13 protein-coding genes are annotated in these 13,319 nt (G+C 52.9%); all 13 read left to right on the top strand.

Features of this window, described 5'->3' with window-relative positions; genetic code table 11:
* Window positions 1-5: 5 nt before the first annotated feature.
* Window positions 6-1,052 carry a nucleotidyltransferase family protein gene (locus tag ACJA3S_RS06825; protein WP_406821264.1) on the top strand — a complete coding sequence of 349 codons (1,047 nt, stop codon included), beginning with the start codon at window positions 6-8 and terminating at the stop codon, window positions 1,050-1,052.
* Window positions 1,049-2,065, top strand: coding sequence for a Gfo/Idh/MocA family protein (locus ACJA3S_RS06830; protein ID WP_406821265.1), 1,017 nt, complete (start codon window positions 1,049-1,051; stop codon window positions 2,063-2,065). The genes ACJA3S_RS06825 and ACJA3S_RS06830 overlap by 4 nt, the downstream gene beginning before the upstream one ends.
* Window positions 2,062-2,763 carry a cytidylyltransferase domain-containing protein gene (locus ACJA3S_RS06835; protein WP_406821266.1) on the top strand — a complete coding sequence of 234 codons (702 nt, stop codon included), beginning with the start codon at window positions 2,062-2,064 and terminating at the stop codon, window positions 2,761-2,763. Before ACJA3S_RS06830 ends, ACJA3S_RS06835 begins: the two co-directional genes overlap by 4 nt.
* Window positions 2,750-3,508, top strand: coding sequence for an oxidoreductase (locus ACJA3S_RS06840; protein ID WP_406821267.1), 759 nt, complete (start codon window positions 2,750-2,752; stop codon window positions 3,506-3,508). Before ACJA3S_RS06835 ends, ACJA3S_RS06840 begins: the two co-directional genes overlap by 14 nt.
* A gap of 26 nt (window positions 3,509-3,534) precedes the next feature.
* Window positions 3,535-4,512 carry a Gfo/Idh/MocA family oxidoreductase gene (locus ACJA3S_RS06845; RefSeq protein WP_406821268.1) on the top strand — a complete coding sequence of 326 codons (978 nt, stop codon included), beginning with the start codon at window positions 3,535-3,537 and terminating at the stop codon, window positions 4,510-4,512.
* 11 nt (window positions 4,513-4,523) lie between these two features.
* Complete coding sequence (locus tag ACJA3S_RS06850; RefSeq protein ID WP_406821269.1) at window positions 4,524-5,465, top strand: Gfo/Idh/MocA family oxidoreductase; 942 nt, start codon at window positions 4,524-4,526, stop codon at window positions 5,463-5,465.
* Window positions 5,466-5,534: 69 nt separating this feature from the next.
* A complete protein-coding gene (locus tag ACJA3S_RS06855; protein WP_406821270.1) occupies window positions 5,535-6,749 on the top strand; it encodes a hypothetical protein in 1,215 nt (404 codons plus the stop codon).
* Entirely contained in the window at window positions 6,709-7,404 is a 696-nt protein-coding gene (locus ACJA3S_RS06860; protein WP_406821271.1) for an SGNH/GDSL hydrolase family protein, read from the top strand. The genes ACJA3S_RS06855 and ACJA3S_RS06860 overlap by 41 nt, the downstream gene beginning before the upstream one ends.
* Before the next feature lie 39 nt (window positions 7,405-7,443).
* Entirely contained in the window at window positions 7,444-8,676 is a 1,233-nt protein-coding gene (locus ACJA3S_RS06865; protein ID WP_406821272.1) for a hypothetical protein, read from the top strand.
* Window positions 8,666-9,820 carry a hypothetical protein gene (locus ACJA3S_RS06870; protein WP_406821273.1) on the top strand — a complete coding sequence of 385 codons (1,155 nt, stop codon included), beginning with the start codon at window positions 8,666-8,668 and terminating at the stop codon, window positions 9,818-9,820. The genes ACJA3S_RS06865 and ACJA3S_RS06870 overlap by 11 nt, the downstream gene beginning before the upstream one ends.
* Before the next feature lie 188 nt (window positions 9,821-10,008).
* Window positions 10,009-11,043 carry a polysaccharide biosynthesis protein gene (locus ACJA3S_RS06875; RefSeq protein ID WP_406821274.1) on the top strand — a complete coding sequence of 345 codons (1,035 nt, stop codon included), beginning with the start codon at window positions 10,009-10,011 and terminating at the stop codon, window positions 11,041-11,043.
* 3 nt (window positions 11,044-11,046) lie between these two features.
* Complete coding sequence (locus ACJA3S_RS06880; protein ID WP_406821275.1) at window positions 11,047-12,153, top strand: NAD-dependent epimerase/dehydratase family protein; 1,107 nt, start codon at window positions 11,047-11,049, stop codon at window positions 12,151-12,153.
* A gap of 28 nt (window positions 12,154-12,181) precedes the next feature.
* Window positions 12,182-13,312: a non-hydrolyzing UDP-N-acetylglucosamine 2-epimerase gene (gene wecB / locus ACJA3S_RS06885; RefSeq protein ID WP_406821276.1), complete on the top strand. Its 1,131-nt coding sequence runs from the start codon at window positions 12,182-12,184 to the stop codon at window positions 13,310-13,312.
* Window positions 13,313-13,319: the final 7 nt, after the last annotated feature.

The following is a 13,319-nucleotide window of genomic DNA, read 5'->3' on the forward strand; positions in this document are numbered from 1 at the left end:
AGGCAATGAAGCAGTGGGAGCAAACGCTCGTCGACCCTGAATGCTCTATGGAGGAAGCCGTCGCGACGTTGGATCGCGTCGCGGTGCGGATCGTCATGATTGTGGACCGGCAGCGTCGGCTGTTGGGGACTTTGACGGATGGCGATATCCGACGGGCCTTGTTGAAGCAGCGGCCCTTGAGCACGCCTGTCCGGGAAGTGATGTGTTCGACTCCTAGGACTGCCGAGCCGAACTGGAGCAAGGAGCGAATCCTCACGGTGATGGAAAAGTTCCAGCTGCTGCAACTACCGGTGATTGATGACGAGTACAAGGTGATCGGCCTGGAAACGCTGCATGACCTATTGAACAAGCCGCAGCGCAACAATCCGGTGTTCCTCATGGCAGGCGGTTTTGGTACGCGCTTACGTCCTTTGACCCATAATTGCCCAAAACCCTTATTGAAGGTTGGCGACAAGCCGATCCTTGAACTGATCCTCGAGCGTTTCATCAGTTCCGGCTTCCACCGCTTCTTCATCTCCACCCACTATATGCCCGAGATGATTCGCGCGCATTTCGGTGATGGCAGTCGCTGGGGTGTGAGCATTCGGTACATCCATGAAGACGCGCCGCTGGGTACTGGCGGGGCACTGGGTCTGCTACCGCATGATGAAATCGACCTACCACTGTTCGTAATGAATGGCGATTTGTTGACTACCCTGGATTTCGAAAACCTGCTCGAGTTCCACCAGACCCATGCTGGCGCCGCCACCATGTGCGTTCGAGAGTACGAGTACTGCGTGCCCTATGGTGTGATCCAGAGTGATGGTCACCGCATTCGATCCATGGTTGAAAAGCCAGTGCAGCGCTTCTTTATCAACGCTGGTATTTACCTGCTTTCCCCCGAGCTGGTAAAGAGCGTGTCGGCAGATACCCGGGTTGATATGCCGACATTGCTCGAACATGAAATCTCTGCCGGTCGCGACGTCAATATGTTTCCGATACATGAGTATTGGTTGGATATTGGCCGGATGGAAGATTTCCAGCGTGCCCAGCAAGAGTTCGGCAGCTTATGAGCGAACTTATTACCTACCTTGTAATCGGCAGTGGCAGTATCGCAAAGCGCCATATTGCAAACCTGAAGCAATTGTTCGGTCCCGCGCGCGTGGGATGTGTCTCCGCGTCGGGTAGGGCGTTGCAGGCAGAGGAGGTCGGCGAAGGCACCGTGTGTTTCGTGTCGCTGCAAGAGGCTCTGCAGTCTAAGCCGCGTTTTGCTATTGTTGCCTCACCTGCACCTTGGCATATCGAGCATGCCGTGCAACTGCTGCAGCAGCACATTCCAGTACTAATAGAAAAACCTTTGGCTGACTGCCTCGAGAGGCTGAATGGTGTTCGCGACTTGTTTGATCGGCAGAGTTCTATGATCGACGTTGCCTATAACCTTCGCTACATGACTTCGGCTTCAGCATTCAAGGCACTGCTCGAAGAGGGGCGTGTCGGAGAGGTGCGCAGCATCAGTGTCGATGTCGGCCAATATCTTCCTGACTGGCGACCGGATAGTGATTACCGCAACAACGTGTCAGCACGCCGGGCGTTGGGCGGCGGAGTATTGCTCGAACTCAGTCATGAGCTGGATTACCTCGGCTGGTTGTTCGGAGACTTCGAAACGGCTTACTGTGTGGCGCGCACTTCAGGTGCGCTGGAAGTCGACGTGGAAGATACAGTGGATGCCTTGCTGGTGCGAAAAGACGGCCTGGTCGCCAATGTGCATATGGATTTTCTTCAGCGCGCGCCAGTGCGTACTTGCAAGGTGGTGGGTCAGGAGGGAAGCCTGATCTGGGACATTCTCAACAACCGCATCCTTTTGCACTCGGGAAGGGAGGAGCAGAGCGTGTTGTTCGACGACCCTTCCTATGACCGCAACAACATGTACCTAGATCAGCTGCGCCACTTCGGTCAGGTGGCGCAAGGTTCGGAGCGGCCGGCGGTCGGTATCGTCGACGCCTTGCGAACATTGCAGCTCATCCAAGCCATGAAGCGCTCGGCTTCAATCGGTCAAGTCGTCACCATTGGAGACCTTCAAGCGTGAGCGTTTTCGCCTTCATCTTTGCCCGTGGCAACTCGAAAGGTTTGCCGGGCAAGAATATCAAGCCACTCGGTGATATCCCGTTGATTGCGCATTCCATACGAGTCGCACAGCAGGTCCAAGGGATCGATAAGGTCTTCGTATCTACCGATTCACAGGCCATCGCAGAAGTGGCCCGAGCCTATTCGGCCGAGGTCATCGTGCGGCCGGACGAGCTGGCGACCGACACTGCCGCCGAATGGCTGGCCTGGCGGCACGCTATCGCCTACCTCCAAGCGCGAGGCGAATCGTTCGACATATTCATAAGCCTGCCTGCCACCAGCCCGTTGCGAAACACTGACGATGTCCGCAATTGCCTGGCAAGTCTTGACAAGGACACCGATGTCGTTGTGACTGTCACGCCTGCAGCGCGTAGCCCCTACTTCAACATGGTCGTTCGTGACGCTGAAGGCAACAGCCAGTTGGTATGCGCGGGGAAAAGGGTGCATCGCCGACAGGATGCCCCAGCGGTATACGACATGACCACGGTGGCCTATGTGACGCGCCCTATGTTCGTGCTGAACAACGAACGAATTTTCTCCGGACGGGTGAAGTCGGTGGTGGTGCCGCGCGAGAGGGCGGTGGATATTGACGATATATACGATTTCAAAATGGCTGAAATGTTGTATGCCGATAGAGAGAGCGCGCATGTTGAAGGGTAAAAGCTTTCTAGTTGCGGGCGCGGGCGGGCTGCTGGGCAGCACCCTGAGCGCGGCATTGGTCGCCGAAGGTGCCCATGTCATCGTGGCTGATATCAACCTGGACTTGATGAACGAACGACTGCAGCAGCAGGGTCTAGGCCAGGAAAACTCGCAGGTAACGCGAGTTTCGCTGGACCTGAATGATGTGGTCTCGGTCGATAAGCTGTTTGCCTCACTGGAGCTCGATGGTGCGGTTAACTGCACCTATCCGCGAAACAAGCGTTATGGGGCGAAGTTCTTCGATGTCACCCTGGCCGACTTTAATGAGAACGTTTCCCTGCACCTGGGTTCGTCGTTTCTGTTCATGCAACAGTGTGCGAAATATTTCGAGCGGACCGGACGCCCATTCTCCCTCGTCAATATTTCCTCGATCTATGGTGTAGTCGCGCCGAAATTCGAAGTCTACGACGACACAAAAATGACCATGCCGGTGGAATACGCAGCGATAAAGTCGGCGCTGATTCACCTTAGCAAGTACTTGGCGAGCTATGTTGGCAACAGCCATTTCCGCTCCAATTGCGTCAGCCCAGGTGGAATTTTCGATCATCAACCTGAACCGTTCCTGCAGCGCTACAAGGGGCATACCTTTGGCAAAGGAATGCTCGACATCAATGATGTCATCGGCTCCATCACGTTCCTGTTGTCCGACCAGGCCCGTTACGTGAATGGTCAGAATATAGTCGTCGATGACGGTTTCAGCCTGTAGTTTACTCTTGGGAACAATGATTCTGTATGTTCAATATTCTTCTTGTGGGTGCTGGGCAGCTAGGTAGCCGTCACCTGCAGGCGCTTGCGCTTGCCGATTTCACTGATATTACCATCCAGGTCGTCGATTCGTTCGAAGGCGCTCTTGTGCAGGCAAAAGAGCGCTTTGAACAGGTTGAAAAATCTTCCTCCATTCGAACCATCGATTTTTATACCGATATCGGCCAAGTAAAGGGAGCCATCGATTTTTGCATCGTGGCTACCAATGCCGATTGCCGCTTGCAGTTGGTGGTCGATATGCTCGATCGGCTGACGGTGAAAAACCTAATACTAGAAAAAGTGGTGTTCCAGTCCGAGGAACAGTTGGAAGCGGCGCGCCAGCTGTTCATGCGTACCGGTTGCAAGGTCTGGGTCAATTGCCCTCGCAGGATGTTCACGGGCTATCAGTTGCTGCGCGAGCGTCTGCAAGCCGAGCAAGCGCTTGATCTGCGCGTTGAGGGTGATCAGTGGGGCCTAGCCTGCAATGCGGTTCATTTCATTGATTTATGGACATTTCTTGGCGGCAGCGCCTCCTATGAGGTAGATGTCTCCCGTCTGGATCCTGTGATCGTAGCCAGCAAGCGCCCCGGTTACAAGGAGGTCAACGGTACGCTGGCCGGGCGCTCGCCGAAGGGCCAGTTCGAACTGACCTGCCATGCAGACACGTCGCAGACGCAGCTGAAGCTGGAGATAGAAACTGAACACTTCCTCGTTTCGATCAACGAGGCGGTTGGCCATTGCGTGCTGCGCCATAAGGGCACAGGAGCAACTGAGTCCCTGTCGTTCCCGGTTCTGTATCAGAGCCAACTGTCCCACCGGACAGCCGAAGCGGTCTACCTACAAGGCGACTGCGAGCTGACCTCCTTCGAAGAGTCCGCGGCGTTGCACGCCCCTTTCCTGCGCGCACTGCTTGCTTTCTTCAATGAACACGATGGCGGCGCTTACACGCTCTGCCCCATTACCTGAACGGATTGACTATGATTCTTATCGTCGGTGCCGGCCCGATGGCCGTGCAATATGCCAATGTGCTCAAAGGCTTGGACCAACCTTTCCAAGTTGTTGGTCGTAATGCGCAATCTGCCGAAGCTTTCCATGCGGCCGTTGGCGTAGAGCCTTGCACGGGGGGGATTGAGGCGTACTTCAACAGCGAGCACCCGGCGATTCAATGCGCGATTGTTGCCGTAAGCGTCGAGCAGTTGGAGCACGCCAGCACCTATCTGCTGGATCAGGGGGTCAAGCGGCTGCTGGTGGAGAAGCCCGGCGGGCTCACGTTGGAGGCAATCGAACGTCTGAAACACAAGGCTGATGCTTCAGGCGCCATGGTCTACATTGCCTATAATCGTCGCTTCCTTTCCTCCGTGATTAAGGCGCGTGAATTGATTAAGGAAGATGGTGGAGTCACCAGCTTCAATTTCGAGATTACCGAATGGTCGACGATTCAGGGGATCCCTAAGGCCGATGGAGTCAAGGAAAACTGGTTCTTCAGCAACACCACCCATGTGACTGACCTTGCGTTTTATCTCGGTGGACGTCCGCGACAACTCTGCACATTCACAGCCGGTTCCGGCTCACTGTCCTGGCACAGCCGTGCTGCGCGTTTCTGTGGTGCTGGCGAGACCCATGAAGGGGCGCTGTTCTCCTATTCGGGCGACTGGGAGGCACCTGGACGCTGGGTGGTGGAGATACTGACGAAAAAACGACGGTTTATTTTCAAGCCGCTGGAAACGCTCCAGGTGCAACTACTCAACAGTGTTGCCGTAACGCCTGTCGATATCGATACAACCTTGGATACCCAGTACAAGCCGGGGCTCTATCTGCAAGTCGAACACTTCCTAACGCACAACGAGGAAGGCCTTTGCTCGCTGGCCGAACATCTTGAGAACAGCCGGACTTATATGCGTATTGCCAACTATGTTTGATGTCGAATTGGTGCGCAGAGGAGTGTTCATCCAATGACGAAGGGGGGTGTGGCCGGAGCGATCAGGTACGTGGTTGCGACCTACAGCGAGTTTGGGCTGGTTGCATTGCTCACGTTGTATTTCACCAACATGGCGAGTCAGCAGGCGCTAGCGGACTCTAGTATCGCGTTCATCGTGATTTCCTACAGTACGTTTCTTGCCCTAGGGTTCCACAATGGCGCGATTCGTGACGGTGCGATCAGCACGACCGTAGAAGAGAAGGAGCGCATTCTTCGCTTGGAGATCTGGTTTTCAGCGCTGATTGCCCTGCTGCTAGCGGCTGCAGCACTAGCGTGTCGAGACAACTTGTACCTGATGGCAGGATTATTCATCGGTGGAGTCAATCATATGAAGACGGCCTGCCAAACGGTATTCCGCCTCCTAGGGATGGACATGCACCTGAATATGCTCAACGTTACTTGGGCCGGTATGTTCTTTGTCAGCTTCGGATTGATCCTGCTGCTGCTCAAGGGAGGTGCCTTGGAACTCCAATTCTTCGGCGCTTGGAGCCTGGCTGCATTCACGGTTGTTTTCTCGTTTTTTGTCTATTGCTGGCGAAAGCTGCGGACATCGACCAACGACCGTACCGAGAACATCCACCTATTTTGGAAGATATTGAGCGCCTCGAAGTATATGTTTTTAATGGCCAGCGGTTTAGTGGTAGTGCTGACCTCGGACCGGCTGGTGTTGAACCTACTGGGTGCGGCAGAAAAAGTACGGGCGGATTTCCAGTACATCGACGTTCTGACCAATATCTATTTTTTAGGTGTAACCTCGGTTCTGTACTACTTCACTCCGGGGTTGCTAAAGCGCTTCAGTGGAGAGGATGCCGCCGAAGACGCCTTCCAAGAAATGATGGTCAAGTGTGCTCTGTACCTTTCGGGTGTGGTGCTGATGTTCGTATTAGTGATTACCGTATTCCTTCATTTGATCGGCCGATTCGACTGGTCAATGTTCGGGATCCTGATCTCGATGCTGCTCTTGAAAACGATGCTGATTTGTCTTGGCTTCGTCTGCAACTTCTACCTAGCGCAGCGGCTGGAAAAGGTCTTAGCAGTCGCGTATTTAGGATTGATGGTTATCGGGCTCGGACTATCATTCGCGTTCGGCCATCTGTTCATGGGAGCGCCGCTTATCGTTTTCCTACCGCTGCTCAATGCGTTACTCGTTGGCGCGGTGGTAGCGGTCCTGTTCAAAAAAATCCGTGTTCAAGGCGATCATGAGAAAGGTACTTGTTTTAACTGATTCGCTGGGGCTGCCTAGGGTTAGCCCGTCACTGATCGATGACGATCAGTGCTGGCCCTATCGCCTTGCCGATTACGCGTCCGGACGCTTCAAATTCCGTATTTTCAGCATGCCCGGAATGGACAGCAACCAATTGCTGTCGCTGGTACATAATTACTATTCGGCGATCAAGCCCGACATTGTTGTGCTGCAGGTGGGCATCGTTGACTGTTATCCAAGGGCAATCAAAAAAACGGAGCTCTCCGTGTTAGTGAGAATGCCGGGGGTAGTGAGTCGGTTCGTGCATCGACTGGTCAAGCGTTTTTATGCACAGTTGATAGTTTCCCGTGATATCCGCTATGTGTCGCCGACATCATTTCAAGCGAATCTGCAGGCGCTTTCTACTGTCTTCGAAGGGGCCAGGATACTGGTAGTTCCGATTGCTCCGCCATCGGCGGCCTATCAGGCAAGAAACCCTCGTATCGCACCTTCTGTGGACGAGTATAATCAGTTGCTCAAGCGCCATTTTTCGGCCGGTTACCTAGGGGCGTGTTATCCAGCGAATGCTCCGGAAGAAATATTTTTAAGTGACAATCACCATTTAAACGAGATGGGTAATAAACTTGTCTTTGATGCTGTTAAAAGAGAGCTGGACAGTCTTTCGGCGAATGAATAGGGAATCACTGGGCGTATGATCTTACTGGTTGTGATCTTCATGCTGACTGCGTTTTTCCTGTTCCGCAATAAGGAGATACTATGCCCTTCGAATGTAGTGTTCGGTAGCTATTTTCTTTATTTCATCTTTCCAAGTGTATTGTTTTACGTGCTTGAGTGGAGCGGCTGGACTTATGTGTTGCCATGGGGCAAGGCTAATGATTGGTCGAAGCTCTCGGATGAGGCGGTGTTGTCGTACCTGTATGTGTTTACGTTGTTTTATGGTTTTACCCGGTTTTTCGAGGTAATACTGGTGCGCTCGTCGGCAGATAGCCTGTTCGAGCAGTACCGGGTCAGACCGCTGATGCTGTTTGTATTCTCCAGTGTAGTTCTGGTAGGCGGGCTTTACTTTTTCCAAGTGACCGGTGGCGCTGAAGCCTGGTTCGGCAACTACAGCAGCACCTATTTAGAAAACAAGAAGGGTTATGGCTTACTCAACTTCGTGTTGCTCATGAGTTCTAACTTCCTGGCCTTCGCTCTAGGCTTCTACTGGAAGACTCAGCGGCGTGTCAATTTTATACTGATGATGTGTGTGGTTTTTGTCTTGGTGTTCTGTGCATTCATCCAGGGCGTCAAAAGCCGAATTTTCTATTTTGCAATCTTCTTTAGCATTCCCTGGCTGACCACGGCCCGGCTTACCTTGCTCAAAGGGGCAGTGATATTTACCGCCTTCACGCTGGCTTTCAGCTTTGCGATGTATTTACGTTCCAACGGCTTTTACAGTACGCCGGGGATGTTATTGGAATATTTCCTGAGCTATTTCAATACTATCTTCCTCCACGACATGATCCTTCGGGACATGCCGCCAGGCTTCCTGTTGACCATGGATTATCCCCTAAATAAGTGGCTAACATTCTTCGGTGTGCCCTCCGAAGACTACATGCATGATATCAGCCGTTGGCTGACTTCAATCTATTTTCCTCAGCAATGGTTCGAAGGCTCGGCAACCCAGCAGTGGCCTGTGGAGACTGAGCTGTATCTGAATTACGGGAACTATGTGTTCTGGGTGGTTCCGATTTTTATCTATTCCCTCCTAATGTGCGTTTTGTATTCGCTGCGCTATCGCTTGGGGCCGGTGTTTTTGTTCATATTCATGTATCAGATGCTGTTCTTTCTCAGTGTGTTTCGTGGGAGCATGTTGCAATGGATTGTATTGTTTAATGTTATCTTCTATCTGGTGTTGTTGTGCTGCACTCGTCTACTATTTGTGAAAGAGAATGTCCATGCCCACTAGTCAAATTTCATTGATGTCCCGACTGTTGCTTGAGTCGTATGTGAATGAAGTGCGTCTTGATCGTAGGCTCAAAGAGAAATTTCTTAAGGCCAGCCCCGAAGTTGATGCCTTGCCCCAATACAAAATTATGCCGCTGTTTTCCTTGTGGAAACGTCACGGAAACAAACTGCTGCTACTGCTGTGGTGCATTCGCCTCGTGTTGTTGCCGCTGCTAGCGGTAGCCGCGCTGCTCAATATCCTCCTGGCGCTCGTGTTCGCCTGTTTACCGCTGCGCAAGTCGTTAGCTGATTTGGCGGAGCCTGTATGTCTGCCGAATACAGACAATTTGAAACTCTTCCATTACCTCTTCGACAATTTTGACCAGTACGAATGCTTTCGCTGCAAGCGCCCATGGGCTATGTTGCGTTATCTGTCAGCGACGGATTACCTTCGGGCCCTATTGGTCATATGGCGCGTACTGTTTGCCATTTCCCGCTATGCACCGCAGCACGGCGTGCGCCGTAGCGACCTAATCTTCCACGCTATGGATATTCTGCCGCTCACATGGTACACCTTGTTTGTTAACAAGCTGTCGCAGGCAAGGAAGTCCGTTATCACAGATTGCAATATGCAGCGTTGGACGTACATTGGAACCCATCTTTCAGAGCGTTTTTCGGTTATTCAGCACGCATATATCTATGATGACCTAGCGTTTACTCACCCATTTGGCGGCGTTGACTGTATGTATCTCTTCGGGGTGGAGTTTGAGGGCCTTTTTTCACGTTATTTCAACTTTCGTCGCACAGCGCCGATTCGCCCGAAATTTGAGCTGCAGCAAATGAATAGCGACAGGAAAGTATTATTTCTCGCCTCCTCAGCGCCGTACATTCAAACCGAGATTGATTTTCTTCGGCAGGTAAAGAATAATTTTGATTTTTTCATTGTGGTAAAGCTGCACCCCCGGCATGTCTATGAGGATACGGTGGCGCAGCTCACGGCGTTAGCCGACCGGGTGGTCGAGGCAACGTGCTTTCCGGAATGCGATGTCATGGTCTCTTACGATTCGTTCCTGGGCTACGAGTACAAGGCGCTCGGGAAGGACGCTCTGTTTCTGAAGGACCAGGGCTCTATGCGCGCATTCATGGAGCAGTTTAAGGAACCCTAAGGCTTCACTTGCCAGCCGGTTGCATGAGGTTGCAAGCATCCCTGTTACAATTTCCTGCCGGCGACGGTTTGCCTGGTAGCATGCGCGCGGTGTTAATCGGCGGTCGCAGCCCCAAGCGGAATGACGGACCGGTCTATAGCCTGGCAGCCCCGTGAACCCGGTCGTCTGCATCATATTTAGGATTATTTATGTTTAGCGGAAAGAAACTTCTCATTTCAGGCGGTACAGGCTCCTTCGGCAATGCCGTGCTCAAGCGCTTCCTCAATACGGATATCGCGGAAATCCGCATTTTCAGCCGTGATGAGAAGAAGCAGGACGACATGCGCAAGCGCTATGCCAGTAGCAAGCTGAAGTTCTACATCGGCGATGTGCGTGACTACCATAGCCTACTCAATGCCACCCGTGGCGTGGACTATATTTTCCACGCTGCGGCACTCAAACAAGTGCCGTCTTGCGAGTTCCACCCAATGGAAGCGGTCAAGACCAACGTTATCGGCACCGAAAATTTGCTTGAAGCGGCTATCCAGAACGAAGTGCGTCGTGTCGTTTGTCTGAGCACCGACAAAGCGGTTTATCCTATTAATGCTATGGGTATCTCAAAGGCCATGATGGAAAAAGTCATGGTTGCCAAGTCGCGCAATGTCGACGAGACGAAGACCGTCATCTGTGGCACCCGCTATGGTAATGTCATGGCGTCGCGCGGCTCTGTCATTCCGCTTTTCGTTGACCAGATCCGTCAGGGTCAAGCACTGTCGATCACCGACCCCAACATGACACGCTTTATGATGACCCTGGCTGACGCGGTAGATCTTGTGCTGTATGCGTTCGAACACGGCAACAATGGCGATTTGTTTGTGCAGAAGGCTCCGGCAGCGACCGTGCAGGTGCTGGCCAATGCATTGACTGGGTTGATGAACAAGCCGGAACATCCCATTCAGGTCATCGGCACCCGTCATGGCGAAAAACTTTATGAAGCACTATTGAGCCGTGAAGAAATGGCGTGTTCCGAAGACATGGGTGACTACTTCCGAATTCCGCCTGACCTGCGCGATCTCAACTACAGCAAATACGTTGAACAAGGCGAGGAGAGGATTTCTCATTCCGAAGACTACAACTCGCACAACACCGAGCGCCTCGATGTTGCTGGCATGCAACAACTACTTCTGAAACTTGATTTCATCCGTGCCATTCAGCGTGGTGAACACCCCACGCCGGAGGAGTAATTGATGAAGGTCCTGATCACCGGTATCAATGGTTTTATCGGTAAGAATCTCGAAAGACACCTGCGCGAGCGCCAAGATATCGAGGTGCTGAGTTGCGCACGCGATGACTTGGAAGGCCTGAGGGCACGAGTTGCCGAAGCGGACTGCATCTTCCATTTGGCGGGTGTGAACCGCCCGCAGGATCCTGCCGAATTTGTGACGGGTAACAGCGACTTCACTTTGGCCTTATGCGATGGACTGCGCGCGAGCGGTAAGTGCATACCGGTGGTCTATAGCTCGTCTATCCAAGCTGATCGTGACAATGCCTACGGCAATAGTAAGCGCGCTGCCGAAGAAGCCCTGCAAGCGCTGGCCGAACACCAAGCTATTCAATTGCATGTGTTGCGCCTGCCGAACGTTTTCGGTAAGTGGGCGCGGCCCAACTACAACTCAGCAGTGGCGACTTTCTGCCATAACATTGCGCGCGGTCTACCGATTCAGATCAACGATAGTCAGGCACCGCTGCAACTGGTATATATCGACGATGTGGTTAATCATTGCATCGCCATTCTCGACGGCAGGGCCGCCGATTGCAACGCTCAGGTAGAGCCGGTCTATTCGACCACGGTCGGGGAGGTTGCCGATCAGTTGCTAGCTTTCCGTGCAAGCCGTAAGACCCTGATCACCGAGCGAGTTGGCACCGGCTTTACACGTGCACTGTATTCCACCTATCTGAGCTACCTGCCCGAGCAGGCGTTCACCTATGAAGTGCCAGGCTACAGCGATCCTCGAGGTGTCTTCGTCGAGATGCTTAAGACGCCGGATGCTGGTCAGTTTTCTTATTTCACGGCCCATCCGGGCATCACTCGCGGCGGACACTATCACCACTCGAAGACTGAAAAGTTCCTGGTGATCAAGGGGCACGCCAATTTCCGTTTTCGTCACATTGTTTCGGGCGACTTTTATGAAGTGCAGACTTCCGGCGAGAAGCCCGTGATCGTCGAGACTGTTCCGGGCTGGACGCATGACATCACCAACATTGGCGATGAAGAAATGATCGTGATGCTGTGGGCCAATGAAATTTTTGATCGTGAACAACCGGACACCTATACGCTGCCAGTGTGCTCGTAAGTTCGGCTGGTCACGAGGAGGCGATTGTATGAAAAAGTTGAAAGTTGTAACCGTCGTTGGAACACGTCCGGAGATCATCCGTCTGTCGCGTGTGATGAGTGCCCTTGATCAGCATTGTGATCATGTACTGGTACATACCGGGCAGAACTATGACTATGAATTGAACGAAATATTTTTCCAGGATTTGGGCATCCGCAAACCGGACCATTTCCTCAACGCCGCCGGTAGCAGCGGTGCCGAGACCATCGGTAATGTGATCATCGCGGTGGATCGATTGTTGGCGGAGGTCAATCCGGAAGCTCTGCTGGTCTTGGGCGATACCAACAGCTGCATGGCCGTTATTCCGGCTAAACGTCGCAAGATTCCGACTTTCCACATGGAAGCGGGTAATCGCTGTTTCGATATGCGCGTACCTGAAGAGATCAATCGGCGCATTGTCGACCACACGGCGGACATCAACCTTAGCTACAGCACCATCGCCCGTGACTATCTGCTGCGCGAAGGCTTGCCGCCCGATCGAGTTATCAAGACCGGTAGCCCGATGTTCGAGGTGCTCACCCATTACCGTGAGGGTATCGACGCGTCCGATGTGCTTGTGCGCTTGGGTGTTGAGCGGGGGCGCTTCTTCGTTGTTAGCGCCCACCGCGAAGAAAATATCGACTCGGACAAGAGTTTCCTAAAGCTTGTGGAGGTGCTCAATACCGTTGCCGAGCACTTCAACCTGCCGGTCATCGTTTCGACACACCCTCGTACCCAGAAGCGTGTTGACGCCATGGGCGTGACTTTCCATCCGAGCGTGCGACTGTTAAAGCCATTGGGTTTCAAGGACTACAACAAGTTGCAGCTGGAAGCCAAGGCTGTGCTCTCAGACAGTGGCACTATCAGCGAAGAGGCCTCGATTCTCAACTTTCCGGCGCTAAACCTTCGTGAAGCGCATGAGCGCCCCGAAGGAATGGAGGAGGCTGCGGCCATGATGGTGGGCCTGGAAGTTGATCGCGTCCTACAGGGATTGAGCATACTCGACAGCCAGAAGCGTGGCCACGAGCGAGACATGCGATTGGTGACCGACTACAGCATGCCGAATGTCTCCGAAAAAGTTGTTCGCATTCTTCATAGTTATACCGATTATGTGAACCGTACTGTATGGAAGCGTTATTGAGCGAGTG

The organism is Pseudomonas sp. KnCO4 (genome assembly GCF_045344305.1).
GTDB lineage: Bacteria > Pseudomonadota > Gammaproteobacteria > Pseudomonadales > Pseudomonadaceae > Aquipseudomonas > Aquipseudomonas anuradhapurensis.

What these genes read in the sequence shown, in the direction of transcription:
- ACJA3S_RS06840 (WP_406821267.1), top strand. Translation starts at nt 2,750, where the DNA reads ATGTTGAAGGGTAAAAGCTTTCTAGTTGCGGGCGCGGGCGGGCTGCTG.
- ACJA3S_RS06875 (WP_406821274.1), top strand. Translation starts at nt 10,009, where the DNA reads ATGTTTAGCGGAAAGAAACTTCTCATTTCAGGCGGTACAGGCTCCTTC.
- ACJA3S_RS06870 (WP_406821273.1), top strand. Translation starts at nt 8,666, where the DNA reads ATGCCCACTAGTCAAATTTCATTGATGTCCCGACTGTTGCTTGAGTCG.
- wecB (WP_406821276.1), top strand. Translation starts at nt 12,182, where the DNA reads ATGAAAAAGTTGAAAGTTGTAACCGTCGTTGGAACACGTCCGGAGATC.
- ACJA3S_RS06865 (WP_406821272.1), top strand. Translation starts at nt 7,444, where the DNA reads ATGCTGACTGCGTTTTTCCTGTTCCGCAATAAGGAGATACTATGCCCT.
- ACJA3S_RS06825 (WP_406821264.1), top strand. Translation starts at nt 6, where the DNA reads ATGAAGCAGTGGGAGCAAACGCTCGTCGACCCTGAATGCTCTATGGAG.
- ACJA3S_RS06845 (WP_406821268.1), top strand. Translation starts at nt 3,535, where the DNA reads ATGTTCAATATTCTTCTTGTGGGTGCTGGGCAGCTAGGTAGCCGTCAC.
- ACJA3S_RS06850 (WP_406821269.1), top strand. Translation starts at nt 4,524, where the DNA reads ATGATTCTTATCGTCGGTGCCGGCCCGATGGCCGTGCAATATGCCAAT.
- ACJA3S_RS06830 (WP_406821265.1), top strand. Translation starts at nt 1,049, where the DNA reads ATGAGCGAACTTATTACCTACCTTGTAATCGGCAGTGGCAGTATCGCA.
- ACJA3S_RS06880 (WP_406821275.1), top strand. Translation starts at nt 11,047, where the DNA reads ATGAAGGTCCTGATCACCGGTATCAATGGTTTTATCGGTAAGAATCTC.